This window comes from Selenomonas sp. AE3005 (genome assembly GCF_000686945.1).
Lineage (GTDB): Bacteria > Bacillota > Negativicutes > Selenomonadales > Selenomonadaceae > Selenomonas_A.
The window spans coordinates 95,193-117,527 of sequence record NZ_KK366040.1; the positions used below are offsets into that span (position 1 = coordinate 95,193).

A 22,335-nucleotide genomic window follows, 5' to 3' on the forward strand; every position below is an offset into this window, starting at 1 on the left:
AGAACGTGAAAAAGTCCGTTGACATTGTACGTCAACGGACTTTCCAGCCAGCAAGGGAGCATTTCACATCCCTTTAACGTATTCTCTTTTATTGCAAACCAGGTGCCGCCTTGGCGGGCGGAGTGCCACTGTCCTCCATGGAACTCTTGGACGAGAGTTTGCTCTTCTGTTCCGTGATAAACGCCTGCATAATGATGAAGACAAAGAGCAGGACACCGACCACAATCTTTGTCCACCAGGCAGAAAGCGTCCCCTGGAAACTGATAAAGGTCAGGATAACGCCCTGAATCAGTACGCCGACCAAGGCGCCGGGGATAAAGCCCACACCACCGGTCAGCAGCGTGCCGCCGATGACGGAGGACGCAATGGCATCCATTTCCATGCCCAGACCATGCAGGTTATAGCCGGTCAGCATGATAAGGCTGTAGGCCAGGCCGCCCAACGAAGAGCAAAAACCGGAAATGGCATAGACCATGACCTTCGTGCGGAACACCGGCAGGCCCATCAGCGATGCCGATGACTCACTGCCGCCGATAGCAAAGACCGTGCGGCCAAATTTCGTAAAGCCGAGCACAATGGCGGCGACCACAATAGTCAGCAAAGCTACAATAGCACCGATGGAAATAAAGCCGACACCTACATCAACGCGATAGCTGGCCAGTGCCACCCAGGTGGGATTTTCAATCTGAATCGTATCCTGGGAAATAACGGCCGTCAGGCCGCGGCAGAAGAACATACCAGCCAGTGTAATGATGAACGGCTGTAAATCAAATTTGGAAATAATATACCCCTGGGCAGCACCAAACGCTGTCCCCATAACCATGACGATGAGTACACACAGCCCCAGAGGCAGGCCTGTGTTGGCCAGCAGCCACGCCAGCACCATGCAGACCAGCGCGAGCACCGCACCCACTGACAAGTCAATACCGGCAATAATCAAGGTGAAGGTAATCCCCACCGTGACAATAATCAGAGCCGCGTTATCGATGAACAGGTTAAGAAATACCTGTGGCCGCATAAAGCCTTTATACAAAGCTATACCTGCGCCATAGAGCGCGGCAAACAGCAGTACCGTAACGAAGAAGGAGAAATATTTTGAGGCTATGATGTCATTCAGTTTGTTTCTCATGCCTGTTCCACCACCTTTCCATCAACCAACTTTTTTGGGCGCGCATTACCTGCCCGCCGTGCTTTCCAGGCGTCGAAAAGTTCCTGTGCTTTCTTGGACTGAATCAGGCAGATGATAATAACGGCAATAGCCTTTACCACAGGCAGCTGGTCTGCCGATACACCCAAAGCATACATCGTTGTCGTCAAGGTCTGAATAGTAATGGCACCAATGACCGAACCGCCGATGTTAAACTTACCGCCGGAAAGCAGCGTACCGCCCAAAGCTACTGCCAGAATAGCGTCCATTTCCATGTTGAGACCGGCATTATTGGCATCTGCCGCCCTGATCAGGGAGCTTTCGATAAGCCCCGAAACACCTGCGCACAGACCAGAAAACGCATACACGAGGAAAATTACCAGCGTGACATTGATACCGGCATAACGCGCCGCCGTCGGATTGATACCTACTGACTGCACAAACAGGCCGATACTGGTCTTTTTCATCAGCAGGGCCACCAGCAGCACCATCGCCAGGGCGATGAAGATATTTGTCGGCAGGGGCACTCCCGGCAGGAAACCGGCAATATACTCAAATGGTTTATAATAAACCGTAATAATCTGTCCTTCGGTCATCAGCTGGGCAATACCACGGCCGGCCGTCATCAGAATCAGCGTGGCTACCACAGCCTGAATCTTGAACTTGGCCACCAGCAGACCATTCCACATGCCGCAGAGGACACCGACGCCTACAGCGGCCAGCATGGCTGCTGCCATCGGCATTTGTGCCACACCATCGCCACGGCCGCCAATCAGCGTACATACCACAGCCGCCGAAATAGCCACCACTGCACCTACGGAAATATCAATACCACTGGTCGCAATGACGAAGGTCATGCCCAAGGCCAAAATAATCAACGAACAGGAACGATTGAGGATATCAATAAGGCGTCCATACAACCGGCCATCCTCAGTCAATTGTATCGTCAGGAATCCATCAACAAAAATCGTATTAAATACCAGCAGTACCAACAGCGCTACCACCGGCAAAAACAGCGAGCTTGCTGCAAACTTTTTCAGCATATCCATCAGGCTGCACCTCCTGCAATTGCTTTCATGACGCCATCAGAACTGATATCGCTGCCCGTAAGCTCTGCCACCTTGCGGCGGTCGCGCATGACGATGAGCTTGGTACAGGTACGTATCATCTCGTCCATCTCCGAGGAGATAAAGACCACTGACATGCCACGCTGTTTTGCCAGCGAAATGGCCATTTTCTGAATTTCCGTTTTGGTGCCGACATCGATGCCACGCGTTGGTTCATCGAGTATCAGCAGATTCGGCTGCGTCGCCAGCCAGCGGGCAATAATGACCTTCTGCTGGTTGCCGCCTGACAGGTTCTTGACCAGCTGTTCCCGGTCAGAAACCTTGATTTTCAACAGTTTTATGCAGTCATCAGCAATTTTGCACTGTTCCTCATAAGGAATATGACGCATGATACCGTCCTTGGCCTGCATGGCCAGGATAATGTTTTCCCGTACGGACAGGTCACCGATAATCCCCGACAGTTTGCGGTCCTCCGGACAAAAACCGATTTTCTGCTCCATAGCGTCCATGGGGTTCTTAAGATTTACCTTCTTGCCATTGATGCTGATAGAGCCCTTGCTGATCTGGTCAATACCAAACAGCATTTCGGCGGTTTCCGTACGGCCAGAGCCCAGCAGCCCGGCAAAGCCGATAACCTCCCCCTTGTGAATAGTCACATCAACCTCACGCAGCTTGCCCACAGCCCCAATTTTCTGGGCATCGAGGAATACTTCCTGCGCTGGCGTGCTCTTTTCCGCAAATTTATCCATATCCTTGACATCGCTGAGTTCCTTGCCCACCATCTTGGCAATCAGTTCCAGCCGCGGCAGTTTGGCCACCTCGTAAGCGCCTACCAGTTCGCCATTGCGCAATACCGTAATATGGTCGCAAATCTCATATATCTGGTCGAGGAAATGTGAGATAAAGACAATGCCCATACCTTGTTGCTGCAGCTGGCGCATTATCTTAAACAAATGCGCCGTTTCCTCCTCATTGAGCGACGAAGTCGGCTCATCGAGAATCAGAATTTTGGCATCGACATCGATGGCACGGGCAATAGCAATCATCTGCTGCAAGGCCACCGAATAGTTATCAAGAGTTTTTGTAACATCTATATGTACATCCAGTTTCGCCAGCAGTTCCTCTGAGCGTCTGTTTATTGTTTTCCAATCAATAAAGCCATGTTTTTTCGGCTCACGGCCAATGAAGATATTTTCCGCCACCGTCAGATTTGAACAGAGGTTGACTTCCTGATACACCGTGGAAATACCGCATTCCTGTGCCTCTTTCGGTGTTTTGGGCGAAATGGCCTTGCCGTTCATGAGGATAGTACCACCGTCACGCTGATACACCCCGGTGAGTACCTTGACCAGCGTTGACTTTCCCGCACCGTTCTCCCCCATCAGGGAATGGATTTCCCCGGCACGGAGCGTGAAATTAACTTTTGACAGGGCCCTGACCCCTGGGAATACCTTATCTATATAGCGCATTTCCAATAGAGCTTGTGCCATAATCTTCACTCCTAACACGGAAAATTAAACTTTCAATAAATGAATAAATGCTATAAACATAATATAATTATTTATAAAAACAGCCGCGTCCGCATTCATACGACTTACGGGCGCGGCTATTTATCCTAAACTGCATCTTCTAAGATATAGATCCGGAAATTAGTATTTACGTTCCGGAAGAGTCTTGGCTGCAACATCTGCTGGGAATACGCCTTCGTCAACATAAACGAGTTTTTCTACTTTCTCGCCAGCGAGAATCTTCTTAGCAGTTTCCATGAGCAGCGGTCCCTGCAGGGGGTTGCATTCAACCGTGCAGTTTGCTTTGCCATCAATCATGGCCTGGAACATGCCTTTTACGCCATCGATGGAGATAATCGTGATATCTTTGCCGGGTTTCAGGCCAGCTTTTTCGATTGCCTGAATAGCACCCAGGGCCATATCATCATTGTATGCGAACAGGATATCAATTTTCGGACCATAGGATTTGAGGAAGGATTCCATAACTTCCTGGCCTTTCTGACGCGTGAATTCACCAGTCTGAGAAGCGAGGATATTGTACTTGCCTGCATTAGCGGACTTAGCCAGAGCATCTTTGAAACCTTCCTGACGGCGGATAGCTACGGAAGAACCAACAGTGCCTTCGAGAACTACGACATTGTACTGGCTGCCGCCATCACGCGGAGTCTTCTTTTCTTTGGCCATGTACTCATCAATCCATTTGAAGACATTATTGCCTTCTTTAATGGAGTCAGTACCGATTTTAGCTACATAGAGGGAATCATCACTGAGTTTTACATCACGGTCAACAACAACAACCGGAATCTTGGCATCTTTTGCCTCTTTGAGGACGGTGTCCCAACCAGTTTCAACGATAGGAACAAAAGCAATGATATCAACACCCTGTGCGATGAAAGAACGGATTGCCTTAATCTGGTTTTCCTGTTTCTGCTGCGCATCAGAGAACTGCAGGTTGATGCCTGCATCCTTGGCTGCCTGCTTGATGGATTCGGTGTTGGCTGTTCTCCATTCGGATTCCGCTCCGATCTGTGAAAAGCCCATCGTTATCTGCTTGCTGCCTGAACCAGAGTTGCCGCCTTTGCTGGCAGCCTGGTCGCCGCCGCCACATCCGGCAACAACGATCATCATAGCTGCTGCCAAAAGTAATGCAATGATCTTTTTCATGTTTTCGTCTCCTTTGCCATTAGCACTGTCAATCAGTACATTTTTTTGCAGGCTTTGTCAGAAACCGGCCCTCACATCTGTCCACCTCACTTCTTCAGAGTGGTTTCTCATTTGTCGTCAGCTGCACCGTTTTTTCCGTTTTCTGTTCTCGTGCACGGAAAAGATAAAAACAATCACGCCAATTGCCAAAAATCAGATAATAAAGCAACCAGCATGGCCTTCATCGGTTACAACCCCCTACTTCCTTGTTCCAAAGCCGTTTATTCCTCTGAGTATTACAATACACTCTAAAGCGGGAATTGTCAATATATTTTTATTCTTTGTTTTTGTTTAGCAACGTTTTCTTCTTATTTGCTCTCATGTGCCCGAACACCAGAAAGCCAGTCTTTACAATACTTCCCAACATTTCCGAGCCTGTTTTTACAGGCAAAAATTTATTTTCTTATTGCCAGTAAAAATTTTTAACTGTGCTCGAGCAGGATTAGCACAGTCCTATAACGAAATTATAAGTCAGTTCTTAATGGTTATAGTGTATAATTATATACGAATAGAGGTGACATTTATGGTAACTATAAAACAAATAGCCGAAATATGTGGTGTATCCCGCGGCACCGTAGACCGCGTCCTCAATAACCGTGGCAATGTAAAACCCGAAAAACGGCAGCTCATACTCAATACCGCCCGTCAGCTGAACTATCAGCCCAACCCGGCCGGCAAAGCTCTGGCAGCCCGTAAAAAGAATCCCATTGTCGGCGTACTTATCGCCTCCGATGGCGTGCCCTTCTTCGATGACGTACTCCTGCCTATGCGCAAAGCCGCCATCAAGTACGAAAACTACGGCATGAAAATTCTCTGGCGCAGTATGCGCGGCTTTAATGTCGACGAACAATGCGGCATTATCGACGAACTGGCCCAAAGCGTCAACGCCCTCATCATCAATCCTGTAAATGACGAACGCATCATTCACAAACTCGACAGTTTAGTTGACCAGGGAGTATTCGTTGTCACCATTAACAACGATGTCGATTCCTGCCGCCGTCACTGCTATGTCGGCAGCGACTACCTGCAGGGAGGACGTACGGCCGGCGCCCTGCTGAACATGATTGCACCGCCGGGCATTCATGCCGGTGTGCTGATGGGTTCCAAGAGCATGCAGGGGCACCGTGAACGTCTCAAAGGATTCTTGGAGGTTCTTGAAAAAAATGCCGATTTCCAACTTATGGGCGTGCGTGAAAACAACGATGACGATATTATTTCTTATGAGGAAACCCAGCGGCTTTTGACAGAGCATCCCGAAACCAATGCCCTGTTCGTTATTTCCGCCGGAGCCTATGGTGCCGCCCGGGCCGTCGTCGCACAGAAACGCCGCGATATCATCATGGTAGTATTTGACACCATCCCCTCCACTATCCGCATGATGCGCCAGCACATCATTCAAGCCGCCATCTACCAGCACCCACGCCAGCAGGGTCGCCGGGCCATGCAGGTGGTCTTTGATTATCTGGTAAACGGCATCAAGCCCGAACGGGAAAAATACATTATGCGCAACGAAATCCGCATTCTGGAAAACGCTGACGAATAAAAACGGAGCTGAGACGAATTGCCAACGCATTTTCGCTCAGCTCCGTTTATTTATGTACTCACCTGTCGTTCTGTAAATAATACTGCTCCAGCGACTCCCGGCAGCCCAGAAATATCTCTTTCAGTTTGGGATCAAACTGAGTGCCCATGCCCTCACACATGATGGCGGCACTTTTTTCAAAACTCATGGGTTCCTTGTAGACGCGCTTACTCACCAAGGCGTCATATACATCAGCTACAGCCATAATTCTGGCCTCGAGGGGAATCATACTGCCCACCAGTCCTTCAGGATATCCTTTGCCGTCCCAGCGTTCGTGATGGTATCTGGCCACATTGTAGGCCACCTCGACAAAATGTTCCTGTTCCACCCCGGCCAGCAGAATTTTCACCATCTCACCGCTTTTGGTGGAATGAGTTTTCATTATGGCATACTCCTCCTCCGTGAACCTGCCGGGCTTGTTGAGGATACTATTATCGATGGTAATCTTCCCGATATCATGCGTTGGCGCCGAACGTATGATATCCCGTCCCTGCTGCTCTGTCAGCTGGAATTTTCCCTGCCGCAGAATCTCATCCACGATGATGCTGATGATATCACTGGTGCGCCGTACATGACCGCCGGTATTGCTATCCCGGTTATCGATGAGCTCAGCCATGCCCAAAACCACTTTGCGTTGTATTTCCTTGATGTTTCTGGTTTTCTCCTTTACTTCCTCATTGAGGCTGCGGTTGAAATCCGCCATGATATCCAGATTGTTCTGTTCCTCGGTGCCATCATAGATTTCGATGATATAGCCCAGCCGCCCATTACTGCTGCCAAAGCTCAGGGAGGTAATTGCAGCCATACAGGTCATTTCTCCCAGCCTGTACTTGATACGCTGCGTATAGCCTTTTTCATAGTACTCCACGAGTTTCAGGATTTTTTGCGCCAGCTGGTCATCCGCCGGCAATCTTTCATCAACTTTCAATTTGTCCAGCAGCGGCAGAAAGTCCCGGCACAGTCTGTTGCAGCACAAAAACTTACCGCTGGGCGTAATCGCCAGATATCCTTTGCCGGCCTCCTCCTTATGCGCCTCAGCCATCAAAAAGCCAATATCATAAGCATGTGCCTTGTCATACTGAAAGGCAATCATCACCGCCCCGAGGCCATAAAACACCGGCCTGTAGGAAAAACCCGTATTCAGCACCATTTCCACGCCATATATTACAATCGTAAGCAGAGGCAGCATGAGATATGCCGCAAAATGCCAACGGGGATATGTGCCCCGGCGCTGTACAGCCAGCCACATAACAGACAGCAGCCCTCCCAGCATAATGAGCATATACGCCGTGTGCAGGCCTTTCAACGGCCCTGGCGTAAAACGTACCGCCGTCCCCATACTGGTTTCCATCAGGGTGATGCCACTGTAATACAGCTCTGTATGATAGCTGAAAAAAATGATGAGCACATGCAGCGAGGCCAGTCCAAACAACGCAATCTTCAAGCCTGGCCAAACTCTGATACCCAGAATATGCAGCAGGTATATAAGCACCACACTAAACAGATAGGTACTGTCAAAATAGGCAAAGCATTGCAGTAAATATGCTCCCTCTGCCGTTGTCACCTGCGACATCAGCCAGTGGGCCGTGATGACCACAGCTATGATGAGTACCATGGTCCACTGATAGATATCTGTATGTTCATATTCCTTTTGCGCCAGATATATAAGCACCACAATGGACACAAAGAGCATGGTGCCGTAAATAACGGTCATCATTTGTCACAAATCTCCTGATCAAGCTCGAAATAATACTCGCGCTCTCCATCATCATTACACAAAACAGACAGTTCAGCCGGCAGCATGAACAACGTTTCCTCCGCCATGTTCTGACACAGGACATCAAGCCCCTCCTGCACGCCTGCTGACACACGGCCCTTCAGGGAGAACAAGAGATGACATACCCCTTCTTTGGCTTTACCATAAACCGCCAGCGATAACTTTCCGCCAGCTCCGGGCACGATGTAGCGCAGGGCCAGACTGAACAGCGCCAGCCGCAATTTACGGGGATCCCCCAGTACATAATAGGGCAGATTCGGACTGATATCCGTTTCCAATGCGAAACCGCCGTCCCCAGCCGCAGCCTTTATATCAGCAGCCACAGATTCCAGCAGGTCACGGACAGAATACGCCTCCAACTCTGCCTGTTCCACTTCCTCGGCCCGGTCTTTTTCCTGCAAGGCCAGCATTTTATTGCGCTCTTCATCAATATTTCTCATGGCAAAGATAACCCGCTCCACAGCATGGCCAGGTTCATGCTCCATAGAGAAGAGCCTGAGCATAAAACAGCGTCCATCCTGAGTCATGTATTCAAAGGCCAGACTTTTCCCTTCCAGCCGCTGTGATATGGTTGTTATATCCAAAAATTCTTCCAGCGGCTCCACATATTCCTTGGCAATATCCGCCATAAAAATCTGTTTCAGCCGTTCTGCCACACTGCTGTTCCTGCTTGAATTATGCTGGGTTGGAATGCCTCCGGATACTTGAATGAGTTCGTCATTTACTAAATCCACAATACAGATAAAATCATAAATCACTGCCATATAGGAAATGCCGATTTTCCTGTGTTCCATTTCTGCCATACCCTTACGATAGGCATAGGACGACACTAACATAGCCCCAAAGGCCGCCAGCCACAAAATGACCAACGTCAGAATAAGATAGAACTCCGCCCCATCTGTAAAACTCTTGTGGTAACTGTACACAATATCATAATCAGAAAGGTCCAGTGTTCCCAGATAGTAAAAAATCAACCCCATTTCCAGACTGCCCCCGGCCTGCACAGGCACTTCCCGGTCCGCAGCTGAGGGATAATATACCAGATAATCCCCCTCCTTCAAGGGTATCAACAGTTCGCTGTCATCCACATAGTCCAGCTCGATATCCGTCCGCTTGCAGTGCCTGAGGTCAAGGGTTTGCACCTTTTCCTTCCCCGCTGCCACGCCCTGATGGATTTCCACCCGGCCGCACCAGGCATTATTCAGAAAACAGTCACCGTGAAAGCGCAGGGTTAGACGCCAGGATGACAGCTCATCCACGGCCTTATTTTTCAGGGCACCGTCAAAAATTTGCCCTGACAGATTAACCTTCTGCCCATTTAGGTCAAAATCCCTTTTCACCCAGGCACTGGTTGTATCTGTCCGCTTATCCAGCAATATATAAGATTCACGATTCTGGTCGGCTCCCTGTGTAATATGCACCCTGCTGTTGTAGGACGAGATAGACACAAAATGCCCCACCACCGCCGTCAGTACAATGATAGCAAAGACGGAGAGCAGTTTTATGAACCGTTCATTTTTTCTGCTGCGCATGAATATCACCTTACCAGTACAGCACATTTTCCGACATCATATAGCATGCTGAAAATTTCGACATAATAGGACGAAAAACCTGCCATTTTCACGCAGCTGTAAAAAAAACATGAAAAAGCTCCCGCTATGACACAGGTTGTTTACTGTCTGTCACCACAGGAGCTTTTCTATTTTATCGCATTAAAAATATGTCTATTTTTCTGCTTATCAGCAGATTTCTACAATATCCATGCCCAGCATAATACCCAGCTCACGAATCTGTTCCGTAGTCAGGCTAAAGCTCAGTACCGTATGATGTCCACCGCCGGCCTGAATCCAGGCCGTAGAACCTTCCTTAAGGCCCACCGTCGGCGTCCAGAGCTGCTTAGCTACCGGCAGGTGCGGCGTTTCAGCCTCAGCTTTGCGGCAGTCTACCGGATAGTAAATCAGACGGAAACCTTCACGGAAGTCAGCCACCGTAACATCAACAGCCGCCCCATCGGCACCTGTAAATACCAGACGCGCCGGGTCATCCTTGCCGCCAATATCCAGCGGATGTACTTCTACCTTGGGTTTATCGCTGGCAATGGTCGGGTCTACCTCAAGCATGTGCGCTCCTAAAATAGCCTCATGCCCCTTGCGCAGGTCAAGGGTATAGTCTTCCATAAATACCGTACGGTCATTGTGTGCCATAACCTTCAACAGGCGCGTGAGCGCTGCATGTTTCCAGTCACCTTCAGCGCCAAAGCCGTAGCCATCACGCATCAGCAGCTGGGCAGCCAGCCCCGGCAGTTGTTTGAGTCCCTTTAAATCCTGGAAGTTGGTGCAGAACGCAGTGTACCCACGGTCATCAAGGAATTTCTTGATTCCCAGATACTCACGCAGCTGATAACGGACTGATTCCGTAAACTTTTCTTCGCTGTTATCCTGCACGTTCAGGTCATATTCGGCTTTGAGTTTTTCATATTCAGCATCGATATCCTTCTCATCAACGGCATCCACGACATCGACGAGTTCACCCACCGGCCAGTAATCTACTGTCCAGCCCAGCTGAATCTGTGCCTCGACCTTATCGCCTTCGGTAACAGCCACATCACGCATCGTATCACCGAACCGGCAAACACGAATCTTGAAACTTTCATTGTAAGCTACAGCTACATCCTGCCAGTCTGCGACTTCACGTTGTACTTCCTCATCTCCCCACCAGCCATAGACAATCTTATTGTTGATACCCAGACGGGCATTAAGATAGCCATACTCACGGTCACCATGAGCGCTCTGATTAAGATTCATATAGTCAAAATCAATCGTTGCATAGGGAATTTCATTCAGGTACTGCGTTGCCAGGTGCAGCAACGGTTTCTGCAGCAGTTTGGTGCCACGAATCCAGTTCTTGGCCGGGGAGAACGTGTGCATCCAGGTGATGACACCGGCTACTTCATCATGATAGTTGACGTCCTTCATAAACTGGGTAATACCATCAGCCGTGGTCATAACACCTTTGCAGACCACTTTATAAGGCAGTTTGCCACTGGCGTTCAGTTTATCAACGATGTCCTGCGCATCACGCGCCACATTTTTGAGCTGCTCCTCACCATAAAGGAACTGACTGCCTGCCACAAACCAAAATTCGTAATCATTTGTTTTCAACATGATAATACGTCCCTCCAGTTAAAAAAATATATCATACATTCAGCAGTGCACAGCACTGCCTTTTCTCCTTATACAAGTGCCTGACAGCGGCATAATAACTTCTCCTGTCAGGAACGCTCCTTAACCGCAGTCCCAGCCTCTTTTTCCACAGCCAAGCCTGCCTGATATGCCTTGATGAACGCCTGACAGCCAGCCACGCCCTGCTCATCGGGCGTAAGGGTTGTACTCTCTGGCTGACAGAATACATGCTTATCAAGGAAGTCTGGCAGTGACTCTTCCGCTGCGCCCCACTTGGCAAACACCGCCAGCACCGCCATACCCCACGGGCCGCCCTCACCGGCAGTTTTCATAACCGTAATGGGAATGTTCAGCGCATCAGCCAAAACCTGCTGGCCAATCACCGGTGTCTGGAACAAACCGCCCTGTGCAATCATCACATCGGTCTTTACGCCTTCCTCACGCACGAGAATATCCATACCAATCTTAAGCGGTGCAAAAGACGCATATAACTGCGCCAGCATGAAATTGGCCAGATTCATACGGCTATGCGGCGTCCGCAGGAACAGTGGCCGTCCCTGCTCCACCCGGGTTATATTCTCGCCGGACAGGCAGCTGTAATTGAGCAGGCCTCCGGCATCCTTATCGGCCAGCCGCGTCTGATTGAACAGCAGGCCATATAATTTATCCGGTTTGAGGCTGTGCCCCATGACATCAGCAAACTCACCGAACAACGACACCCAGGCATTGAGGTCTGACGAACAGTTATTCGTATGCACCATGGCTACAGGGGCACCATCCGGGGTTGTCACCATATCGATGTCCCGATGTACGGCTTTAAGCGGCTTATCGAGGACATTCATCGAAAAAGCAGACGTTCCCACAGAGATATTACCTGTGCGTTGGCGCACACTGTTGGTGCCGACCATGCCTGTGCCAGCATCACCTTCCGGCGGTGCCATCAGACTGCCGCCTTCCAGGCTGCCTGACGGGTCAAGGAGCTTAGCACCCTCTGAGGTCAAAACACCGGCCGATTCACCGGCCTTACGTACCTGCGGCAGAATATCTTTGAGCTTCCAGCTGTAGGGCTGCACCTTGGCCAGCTGGGCAAACTTCTCCAGCATCACTGCATCATAGTCACCCGTTGCGCTGTCAATCGGAAACATGCCGGAGGCATCGCCTATCCCCAGAATCTTTTCCCCCGACAATTTCCAATGAATATAACCAGCCAGCGTCGTCAGAAAATGAATTCTGCCCACATGCTCCTCGCCATTCAGAATAGCCTGATAGAGATGAGCAATACTCCAGCGCTGGGGAATATTGAAGGAAAACTCCTGCGTCAGCGCCTCTGCCGCCTCACCGGTTATATTGTTGCGCCAGGTGCGGAACCCTGCCAGCTGCTGGCCATCTTTCGCAAACGGCAGGTAGCCATGCATCATAGCACTGACACCGATAGAACCAATTTTCGTCAAGGCTGTATGATAACGGCTGTGCACATCAGCCGCCACCTGCGAAAAACACGTCTGAATGCCTGTCCAGGCACGGTCCAGCTCATACGTCCAGATACCGTCCTGCAGCTGGTTTTCCCATTCGTAACTGGCCGACGCCAACGTTTCGCAATCTCTGTTTACGAGCACAGCTTTGATTCGCGTTGACCCCAGCTCTATCCCCAGCGCCGTTTCGCCATTTTCAATGCTGGCCGCATTCTTCATGAGATCCATCAATAGCCCTCCTCAGTTGGTTTGACATTTGGATAACCACAAATACCGTTGCTGCAATCGGCCGGCACCAAAACAATGCCAGCCGCCACAATTCCCCCATGACTATTCTGTCGGTCAATTGTGTTCGAGCACATTTATATTTTAAATATATCACCCCCATCGGTTTTTGTCAATTTCTTTATTGCTTTTTATTGCACTATCTAACCGCACAATTTATAAATTCCCCATCTTGTCCACAGCCCCTATGCCAATTACAGTTTGCCGGTCAATGCGTGCTTATTTTTATTTGTTACAGCTCAGTCGGGTGGAGGTGGTAATACTTTTCGCTGTTGCACTAAATGACCCACCAGCAAAAATATTGTTTTTCTAGCTACATGCGCCGGCAAGCAGTCGGCGCGATTGTTCAGCACAGTGTCCAGGGACTGTTGTTTGTGGGCCAGTCCTCACTGCGTTCGGACGGTCGTTCCACTGCGAAAAGCATCACCACCTCCGCCCTAAGCGTCGTCCGTTTAAAAGAATTATTTCGCAGTGACAGGGAACAAGAACATCGATGTTCTTGTAACGGGAGCAACGAGTTCGTGGCAATTGTAAAGGCTGTGGCTAGGGGCGAACGGGGGAGTGATTTTTATGCGGGGAGCGACTGCCTGAGCGCAGCGAAGGCCGGCACACTGTAGTACGCAGCTAAGCAACTACGCTGAAAGGAGCGCCGTTGGCCTGCCCGGCGCAGGTAAATGGACAGCATTATTTAACGAGGTGTGTCGTTTAGCGGAGGCAGAAAAATTACTCCCCCGTGAACCCCATGCACGCATAAACGGGATATTTTTAAGAACGTATTTACCGCCAAACTGCAATTTACAAAAAAAATCCGCAGACTACTATAGTCTGCGGATTCCCTTTTTCCATGGATATATTTTAGAATATGTCTTTCGCCATCACAATGGTTTCATCACGGTTCGGACCAACGGAGACGATACCGAGCTTAATGCCGGTTACTTCTGCCATACGCTCCAGATATTTCTTGGCATTTTCCGGCAGGTCTTCATACTTGCGAACCTTGCTGATATCCGTATTCCAGCCCGCGAAAGTCTCGTACACCGGTTCAACCTCAGCCAGAACCTTAAGGCTGGCCGGGATTTCGTTGAGGATTTCGCCCTTGTACTTATAAGCCACGCACATCTTGATTTCTTCGAAATTATCGAGAATATCGAGGCGCGTTACAGCCATATAGTCGATACCGGAGATAAGGCCGGCATAACGTACTACGCAGGCATCAAGCCAGCCCGTACGACGGGGACGTCCCGTAACTACACCATACTCATGGCCTTCTTCACGGATTTTTTCACCGATGGCATTGAGCTGTTCCGTGGGGAACGGGCCTTCGCCAACACGCGTGCAGTAAGCCTTGACGATACCAACAACTTTATCAATCTTGTTAGGAGCAACACCGGCACCTACGCCCACACCACCGGAAATTGGATGGGACGCCGTAACATACGGATACGTGCCATAGTCAATGTCCAGCATCGTAGCCTGAGCACCTTCAAAGAGAATCTTGCGGCCTTCCTTGATTTCCTCATTCAGCAGGGCAATTGTGTCGCAAACATAGGAACGCAGACGTTCGGCATAGCCCATATATTCCTTAAGGATTTCATCATAGGACAGCGGCTCATGGTCGTAGAGCAGTTTCAGTTCCTTATTCTTGATTTCCAGGTTTTCCTTGAGGCGTTTGGCAAATTCTTCCTCGTCCATCATATCGCAGACGCGGATACCAATGCGGTTGTCACGGTCCATATAGCAGGGGCCGATACCGCGCTTAGTGGTGCCAATTTTATTGTCGCCACGTGCCTCATCGCCAATACCGTCCATCAGACGATGATACGGCAGAACTACATGGGCACGGTTGGAAATACGGATACCTGACAGGTCAATACCGCGTTCAGCCAGGCCGTCCATTTCCTCGAGCATAACCATCGGGTCAAAAGCCACACCGTTACCAACAACACAATGGGAACCCTTGAACAAAATCCCCGAGGGCATCAGACGCAGCTTATAGGCCTCGCCATCTACCACTACAGTATGACCGGCATTGCTGCCGCCCTGAAAACGGACTACCGTATCAGCCTGCTGAGCCAGATAGTCTACGATTTTGCCCTTGCCTTCATCGCCCCACTGGGTGCCTGTAACTACTACTGTTGACATATTATTTCTCTCCTTAAAAGCCCTTGCTTACCGTCTCAAAGGCCAAAACGCTCAAAAATCATATCTACATGACGCAGGAAGTATTTATAATCGAAACAATCATCGATTTCTTCCTTGGTCAGGTACTTCGTAATATCCGGGTCATTTTCTACGCTGGTGCGGAAGTCCTGACCTTCCATCCAGCGTTTCATAGCGTTACGCTGTACCCATTTATAAGCATCTTCACGCAGTACACCCTTGCTGACTACGGACAGCATAATGCGCTGGCTGTAGATAAGGCCGCCCGTACGTTCCATATCGTGGAGCATCTTGTCCGGGTAAACCAGCAGCTTGTCGATGATATTCGTCAGCTTGCGCGTGCAGTAATCCACGTTGATGGTGCTGTCCGGCAGGATAACGCGTTCTACGGAAGAATGGGAAATATCGCGCTCATGCCAGAGAGTGATATCCTCCAAAGCTGCTACAGCGTTGCCGCGTACCAGGCGTGCCATGCCGGAGATACGTTCACAGTTGATGGGGTTGCGCTTATGCGGCATAGCCGAAGACCCCTTCTGGCCCGGGGAGAAATATTCCTCAGCCTCACGGATATCCGTACGCTGCAAATTGCGGACTTCCGTAGCAATCTTTTCGAGCGTGCTGGAAACAATAGCCAGCGTCGTCACAAACTCAGCATGACGGTCACGCTGAATAACCTGCGTTGCCAGAGGTACCGGCGTAAGGCCGAGTTTTTTCGCCACACGCTGCTCGATTTCCGGGTCAATATTGGAGTAAGTACCTACAGCACCGGACAGCTTGCAGACGGACACCGTCTTTTTCGCATGCTCTACTCTGTCGATATCACGTTCAATTTCTGCACTCCACAGCGCCAGTTTCAGGCCAAAAGTCATCGGCTCGGCATGAATGCCATGCGTACGGCCAATGCAGGGCGTATGTTTGAATTCCAAAGCCCGGCGGCGCAGTACCTCGCGGAATTTTCTGAGGTCGTCCAAAATGATGTCAGCTGCATCACGCATCATCATGCAGTAAGCAGTATCTTTTACATCGCTGGAAGTCAGACCTTTATGGACGTATTTGGAATCTTCACCAACGTTTTCAGCGACATTGGTCAGGAAGGCAATGATGTCATGATGGGTAACGGATTCAATTTCCAGAATGCGTTTCACATCAAATTTGGCCTTAGCGCGAATGTTCTTCGCAGCCTCTGCTGGAATTTCTCCGAGCTCTGCCATAACGTCGCAGGCAGCCAGCTCTACATTCAGAATCTGCTGCCATTCGTTCTCGATGGACCACAGGTGTCCCATCTCGGGGTTGGTGTAACGTTCAATCATTAGTGAATTCCTCCTCAGGATTCTTGCGGCGTCTCTGCACCGCGGAAGTGAAAACACGATAAAAAAACTCAAATTGACTGCCCCACCACATGTGGACTTCAGCCTCATTTTGAGTTTGGAGAAAAGTCTTTAGTTTCCCTTTCTTATAATAGCAAAGCCTAGATAAAGTGTCAACAAAAACCGCCATTCATGAACATATATCTAACCGCAGGACACAAACACAAATATAAGTCTGTATGATATTTTTTCTTGACTTGGAGGGCACTCCAAGTACTAAAATGAGATATCACGTTACGCTTTTTATTGTAAGGAGACATATATGACCAATCAAGCAAATACAAAATCACGGCTGTCACGCCGTTCCTTTATCAAAGGTGCTGCCGGCCTGGGTGTCCTGGCTGCCGCCGGCTGTTTCCTGCCCCAGACCAGTTTTTTCCGCAGTGCCAAAAACAGCGCCATGGCTCTGACTGGTGACCTGCAGGCCATGTATCTGCGGCAGCTTATTACAGCCAATGCGGCCAACAGCCGCCGCATTATGTGGCAGTCTGACACCCCGCTGGAAAATCCCGGTATCGAATACCGGGGCAAAGACAGCAGCGACAGTCATACTGTAACCGCCGCCCCAGCCTTTTTTACCGATGATGGCACGGAAAACCTCCAATATGATGCCCTGCTCACCGGCCTAAAGCCCGGCCAGAAATATGAATACCGTGTAACCTGCAAACAGGGCGCCGGCGACTGGCACCCCTTGGCAACACCGCAGGAAGGTGCTGCCTCTTATAAGATGCTTGTGTTCCCCGACTCCCAGTCCAGCGATTACAGCGACTGGGAAAAAACAGCCCAAAGCGCCTGGCAGCGCAATCCTGACGCCTGCGCTTTTATCAACATGGGCGATATTGTCGATAACGGCGAGGACAGCACGCAATGGCATGCCTGGTTCAATGCCGTAAATGGTATGAAAGAAAACATTCCCTTTATCCCCTTGATGGGCAATCACGAAACCTACAATAAAGACTGGAAGGTACGCCTCCCCGAGGCTTATCTGAATTATTTCCACACACCGGCAAACAACAGCCAGAACTTTGAACGCTACTATTATTCTTTTGACTACGGCGATGTGCACTTCATCGTCCTCAACAGCCAGTGGGATGAAATCGAAGACTTCAAAGCCGGACTTAAGGAGGAACAAATCAGCTGGTTCCGGGAGGACGTCCAAAAATCTACCGCCAAGTGGAAAATCCTGCTGATTCATAAAGACGTGCTGCAATACCGGATTCATGGCCGCCCGGAACGAAAGGAAGGTATTTCTGACCTCGGAAAGACCTTTATGCCCCTCTGTGATGAACTGGGCATTGATGTCGTCTTTACCGCCCATCTGCACACCTACCGCAACCGCGGCCATCTGCAAAATCTCGCCCCCAGTGACAAGGGGCCGCTGTATATCCTCACAGGGGTAGCCGGCAATGTCCGCTATCCCGGCCTCTGGATTGACCATGCTTATGACAAGGTCACCGCCCCCCAGCCGGAAACTGACAACTACCTTACGCTCGAAGTCACGCCCGACCAGCTGACAGTAGCCTGTTTCCTGCCTGACGGCCAGGAAATTGACCGGGTCAGCGTCCGCAAATAATTTTTTTGTAAACTTGTAAAAATACTATTGATTTTCATTCTCAGTTATGCTATATTATATTCAGGCTTTCGTTAAAGCTCTCCTAAAATATAATACACAGCAAAAAACCGGACGTACTGCTCATGCGTCCGGTTTTTTGTATCCTGTTATGTCCTTTTCGCTGTTTTATGCTATACTTATTAAGCTGATTATGACGAATGAAGGAATGAAATGGAAACATGGCTCAGAAAAACGTATTGCGCTATATAATATTAGGTCTGCTGGCCCAACAGGATTTGGCCGGCTGTGATATAAAGAAAATGTTTGAAGGAGAACTGGGAGATTTTTGGCATTCCAACCACAGCCAGATTTATCCGGAGCTGCGAAAAATGGAAACCGATGGCCTGATTGAATATCATACGGTACTGGTGGGCAAAAAACTGGAAAAAAAAGTCTATACCCTCACCGCTGCCGGGGAAGAATTGGTCAGCGACTGGCTGCATAAGCCGTTAAATCCCCTGCTCCCCACCCGGGACGAGTTCACCATGAAACTCTTTCTGCTTAATGACCGGGAATCGCCCCTGGTGCGCAAACTTTTCCGCGAGGAAATTGCCCGTCACGAAGAAAAATGTCTTTACCTGCAAAACCGCTGGCAGCTGCTCTTTCACAATGAGGCCGAACAAGCACAGCACTACGGCCATGCCTGCATTTTAAAGCATGCCATTGAACGTGAACAGGACCGCCTAAAATGGTTAAAAACTGAATATGCCAGCCTGACGCGGTAGAAAATGATATTGCTGGCTTTAATGCAAAAACGATGTGAAAATGCTTTAGTATTTGTCACATCGTTTTTTATTGCCCATTGCAGTTTGACGGTCAATGCCTGCTTTATCTTATTTGTTACAGCTCAGTCGGGTGGAGGTGGTAATACTTTTCGCTGTTGCACTGAATGACCCACCAGCAAAATATAGACATTTCCAGTTACATGCGCCGGCAAGCAGTCGGCGCGATTGTTCAGCACAGTGTCCAGAGACTGTTGTTTGTGGGCCAGTCCTCACTACGTTCGGACAGTCGTTCCACTGCGAAAAGCATCACCACCTCCGCCCTAAGAAACGTCCGTATAAAATGATTCTTTCGCAGTGACAGGGAACAAGTACATCGATGTTCTTGTAACGGGAGCAACGGTTTCGTGGCAATTGCCCAGACCGTTACTGGGGGCGAACGGGGGAGTGATTTTTATGCGGGGAGCGACTGCCTGCGCGCAGCGAAGGCCGGCACACTGTAGGCCATAGCTAAGCAACTACGCTGAAAGGAGCGCCGTTGGCCTGCCCGGCGCAGGTTACTGGACAGTTCTATTTTCCGAGGGGTGTCGTTCAGCGGAGGCAGAAAAATTACTCCCCCGTGAACCCCAGGCACGCATGAACAGGATACTTTTATGCCCGAACTAATCAACAGGCTGTAATTTACTCAGCTGTCCCCCGGTGCCATAATCAGTAGTACCGGCAGATTGGAGGCTCCCGGGGGTGAGTATTCCAACGCAAAATAGCGATATGGTTTAAACCGGCCGATAAGCGCCAGTTCAAAATCCTTGGTCAGAATAGCATTTTTACCTGTGCGGGGCACCAAGTCCCCTGGGGTGTCAGTGCCAAAGTATAATCGTCCGGCAGGCGTATGTACCACACGGCTTTCCCGCCGTCCGGCCTCCACTCTTACCGCACCGGCATAAGGGCCGCCCAAGGGAGTCAGCATGACTTTTACCGGCTGACTGCCTATAGTCGGCAATTCCAGACGATAAAGCACACCATAATTGCCATAATTTATCACCCGGCTGCCATCAGTAGCATCGATACCCTGCTTATATGTGTCATAATAATCGTCGCCAATAGGAATATACACCGTGCCATCACGCTCCGGTTCATAACTATGCCGGGCACGGAGCGTGCGGTTCATTCCCTTAAATGTGCCACGCAGGGCCACTTCATCTTTAGGTAAAATCCGGGCGCGCTGCACAAAATCCACGGGATTCCCCGGCGCAGGACAAAAAACCACCGTCACCCTGACTGGTTCCGTGGTGAAAATATCATACATACCTAAAGCCAGTTCCTTGGGCTCCAGCAGTTCCACGCCCATCAGGGGATTCAGTAAATTTCGGCTGCCGGCCTCTAGGGGAATTTTTCCCACGGGCTGGGGTATGCGCATATAACCGATTTGTGTTTCCTTGCCTACGTGAAAATAGTTGGCACTTGGCTCCGGCATAGCTGAACGCTCCACGCTTACCTGCGTGCGCCGTGTCCCCAGATTTTCCAGAACCACGGCCAGCTTTCCCGGTCTGTCCGTCACATTAACATGATAGTAAAAAATACGCGCCTCGCCCCGTATCACATCACTATACAGGATTCCATACTCACCCACATATTCCGGACTGTCAGAAAGCAGCAAAACGCCGCCGGAATCGTGTGCTGTCACCGGCCAGGGGCTCATCAGCTGCACGCCGGCCAGCCCTTTGGCCACCCTTGCCTGCGCTTGCTGCTGTTGTTCGCGCAGCTGCTGCAGATGCATATGTCTGGCCGCTGCCCCCCCTGTCAAGGCCAATTCCAGCCCCAGGACCAGCGTCAGTACTATCAAGCCGCGTATATGCATTCCCCAATCCCCCCTTTTATTCCCTGTATTCTCCACCAGCCCCCAAAGTCCTGCGCTGATTTTTCCCTGCGTCCTTGGCAGGAAAATCACAACTAATGGCTAATACATGCACTATGATGTGATAAAAGATAATTTTATGGAGGGAAAAGCATGCAGTCATTTAACTTTAAAGTGCCCACAGAAATCGTCTTTGGCCGGGGCGCCGAGGATAAGGCCGCCGAAAAACTGGCCGCTTATAACGCCCACCGGGTATTCATTGTCTACGGCGGCGGCAGTGTGGTAAAAAGCGGCCTGCTGGGAAAAATCGAAACCTCCCTGCAAGCAGCCGGTATGTTCACCCAGGCCAAAGGCGGCGTCCAGCCTAATCCCCGCCTCAGCTGGGTACGGGAGGCCGTAAAGGAGGCCATCGCCTGTAAAGCTGACTTTATCCTGGCCATCGGCGGTGGCAGCGTCATTGACTCCGCCAAGGCTGTAGCGCATGGCACCGCTAACCCCGACATTGATGTCTGGTCATTTTGGAATGGTACAGTAAAACTGGAACGCAGTCTGCCCGTAGGGGCCGTGCTGACCTTATCTGCTGCCGGCAGTGAAACGAGTGATTCTGCGGTCATCACCAATGAAGAAACCGGCAAAAAAGCCGGCCTCAACACGCCATTCAACCGCCCGGTACTGGCCTTTATGAATCCGGAACTGACCTATACTATCCCGAAAAAGCAGCTTATCTGCGGTACTTCCGATATTCTCATGCACACCTTGGAACGGTATTTTACCAGCGTCAAGGCCGAAAACGCCCTGACGGACAGAATTGCCGAGGCCCTGATGGTGACGGTAATCAACGCCACGCACAAAGCTATCAAGGATCAGACCGATTACGACGCCATGAGCGAAATCATGTGGGCTGGCAGCGTATCCCACTGCGGTCTGACAGAGCTGGGGCGCTGCAAGGACTTTGCCTGCCATAAGCTCGGCCATGAGCTTTCCGGCCGTTTCGATGTCACCCACGGGGCCAGCCTGACAGCTGTCTGGGGCGCCTGGGCTCATTACGTCTATCAGGACGATATCCCCCGCTTTGCCCTCTTTGCTGAAAAAGTCTGGGGTATCACGGACGGAACGGAGGCCGAACGCGCCTTGGCCGGTATCGAAAAGACCGTGGCTTACTTTAAGGAAATCGGCATGCCCGTAAACTTTACCGAACTGGGGATTGGCGTGCAAAGCGCAGAAGTTATAGAAGAACTGGCTGACTCCTGCACAGCCGGCGGCACCAAAGTTGTGGCCAATTTCCACCCCATTGACAAACAGACCGCCATCGCCATCTACCAGCTGGCCAACAAATAAATCTCTTTACATTTTTTATGACCTGGTATAAAATTTGTCTTGTATGAGCTAATTTACG

Annotated in this window: 15 protein-coding genes; 4 read left to right on the forward strand and 11 right to left on the reverse strand. The window is 50.2% G+C overall.

The window, feature by feature from the left end; genetic code table 11:
• Positions 1 to 88: 88 nt before the first annotated feature.
• From yjfF to DL94_RS0112165, 4 genes are all read right to left on the reverse strand, one after another.
• On the reverse strand, positions 89 to 1,129 hold the full coding sequence (gene yjfF / locus DL94_RS14865) for a galactofuranose ABC transporter, permease protein YjfF (RefSeq protein WP_051586446.1): 1,041 nt from the start codon (positions 1,127 to 1,129) through the stop codon (positions 89 to 91).
• A complete protein-coding gene (locus DL94_RS0112155) occupies positions 1,126 to 2,196 on the reverse strand; it encodes an ABC transporter permease (protein ID WP_028130388.1) in 1,071 nt (356 codons plus the stop codon). The genes yjfF and DL94_RS0112155 overlap by 4 nt, the downstream gene beginning before the upstream one ends.
• Positions 2,196 to 3,704, reverse strand: coding sequence for a sugar ABC transporter ATP-binding protein (locus tag DL94_RS0112160; protein ID WP_028130389.1), 1,509 nt, complete (start codon positions 3,702 to 3,704; stop codon positions 2,196 to 2,198). Before DL94_RS0112160 ends, DL94_RS0112155 begins: the two co-directional genes overlap by 1 nt.
• Before the next feature lie 159 nt (positions 3,705 to 3,863).
• Entirely contained in the window at positions 3,864 to 4,886 is a 1,023-nt protein-coding gene (locus DL94_RS0112165) for an ABC transporter substrate-binding protein (RefSeq protein ID WP_037371871.1), read from the reverse strand.
• A gap of 562 nt (positions 4,887 to 5,448) precedes the next feature.
• Between DL94_RS0112165 and DL94_RS0112180 the strand changes: the two genes are divergently transcribed.
• Positions 5,449 to 6,468 (forward strand): LacI family DNA-binding transcriptional regulator, encoded by a 1,020-nt coding sequence (locus tag DL94_RS0112180; RefSeq protein ID WP_028130391.1) that lies wholly within the window; start codon positions 5,449 to 5,451, stop codon positions 6,466 to 6,468.
• Between the two features lie 58 nt (positions 6,469 to 6,526).
• Here DL94_RS0112180 and DL94_RS15440 read toward each other — a convergent pair whose 3' ends face one another.
• The 6 genes from DL94_RS15440 to purB all read right to left on the reverse strand — a co-directional run bounded on the left by DL94_RS15440 (position 6,527) and on the right by purB (position 16,693).
• The gene (locus tag DL94_RS15440) at positions 6,527 to 8,224 is read right to left on the reverse strand and encodes an HD domain-containing phosphohydrolase (protein WP_051586447.1); all 1,698 of its coding nucleotides are present in this window, start codon (positions 8,222 to 8,224) and stop codon (positions 6,527 to 6,529) included.
• Positions 8,221 to 9,816 (reverse strand): ATP-binding protein, encoded by a 1,596-nt coding sequence (locus DL94_RS0112190; protein ID WP_028130392.1) that lies wholly within the window; start codon positions 9,814 to 9,816, stop codon positions 8,221 to 8,223. The genes DL94_RS15440 and DL94_RS0112190 overlap by 4 nt, the downstream gene beginning before the upstream one ends.
• A 207-nt stretch (positions 9,817 to 10,023) precedes the next feature.
• The gene (araA, locus tag DL94_RS0112195) at positions 10,024 to 11,448 is read right to left on the reverse strand and encodes an L-arabinose isomerase (protein WP_028130393.1); all 1,425 of its coding nucleotides are present in this window, start codon (positions 11,446 to 11,448) and stop codon (positions 10,024 to 10,026) included.
• Positions 11,449 to 11,555: 107 nt separating this feature from the next.
• Positions 11,556 to 13,166 carry a xylulokinase gene (locus tag DL94_RS0112200; RefSeq protein WP_028130394.1) on the reverse strand — a complete coding sequence of 537 codons (1,611 nt, stop codon included), beginning with the start codon at positions 13,164 to 13,166 and terminating at the stop codon, positions 11,556 to 11,558.
• A 912-nt stretch (positions 13,167 to 14,078) separates the two neighbouring features.
• The gene (locus tag DL94_RS0112210) at positions 14,079 to 15,365 is read right to left on the reverse strand and encodes an adenylosuccinate synthase (protein WP_028130396.1); all 1,287 of its coding nucleotides are present in this window, start codon (positions 15,363 to 15,365) and stop codon (positions 14,079 to 14,081) included.
• 35 nt (positions 15,366 to 15,400) lie between these two features.
• On the reverse strand, positions 15,401 to 16,693 hold the full coding sequence (purB, locus tag DL94_RS0112215) for an adenylosuccinate lyase (protein WP_028130397.1): 1,293 nt from the start codon (positions 16,691 to 16,693) through the stop codon (positions 15,401 to 15,403).
• A 319-nt stretch (positions 16,694 to 17,012) separates the two neighbouring features.
• Between purB and DL94_RS0112220 the strand changes: the two genes are divergently transcribed.
• Positions 17,013 to 18,323, forward strand: coding sequence for a purple acid phosphatase family protein (locus tag DL94_RS0112220; protein WP_028130398.1), 1,311 nt, complete (start codon positions 17,013 to 17,015; stop codon positions 18,321 to 18,323).
• Between the two features lie 218 nt (positions 18,324 to 18,541).
• Entirely contained in the window at positions 18,542 to 19,087 is a 546-nt protein-coding gene (locus DL94_RS0112225; RefSeq protein ID WP_028130399.1) for a PadR family transcriptional regulator, read from the forward strand.
• A 682-nt stretch (positions 19,088 to 19,769) separates the two neighbouring features.
• Here DL94_RS0112225 and DL94_RS14875 read toward each other — a convergent pair.
• On the reverse strand, positions 19,770 to 20,942 hold the full coding sequence (locus DL94_RS14875; protein ID WP_051586448.1) for a hypothetical protein: 1,173 nt from the start codon (positions 20,940 to 20,942) through the stop codon (positions 19,770 to 19,772).
• A gap of 150 nt (positions 20,943 to 21,092) precedes the next feature.
• Here DL94_RS14875 and DL94_RS0112235 point away from each other — a divergent pair, with 150 nt between their 5' ends.
• Positions 21,093 to 22,277 carry an iron-containing alcohol dehydrogenase gene (locus DL94_RS0112235; RefSeq protein WP_028130400.1) on the forward strand — a complete coding sequence of 395 codons (1,185 nt, stop codon included), beginning with the start codon at positions 21,093 to 21,095 and terminating at the stop codon, positions 22,275 to 22,277.
• The last annotated feature ends 58 nt before the right edge of the window (positions 22,278 to 22,335 follow it).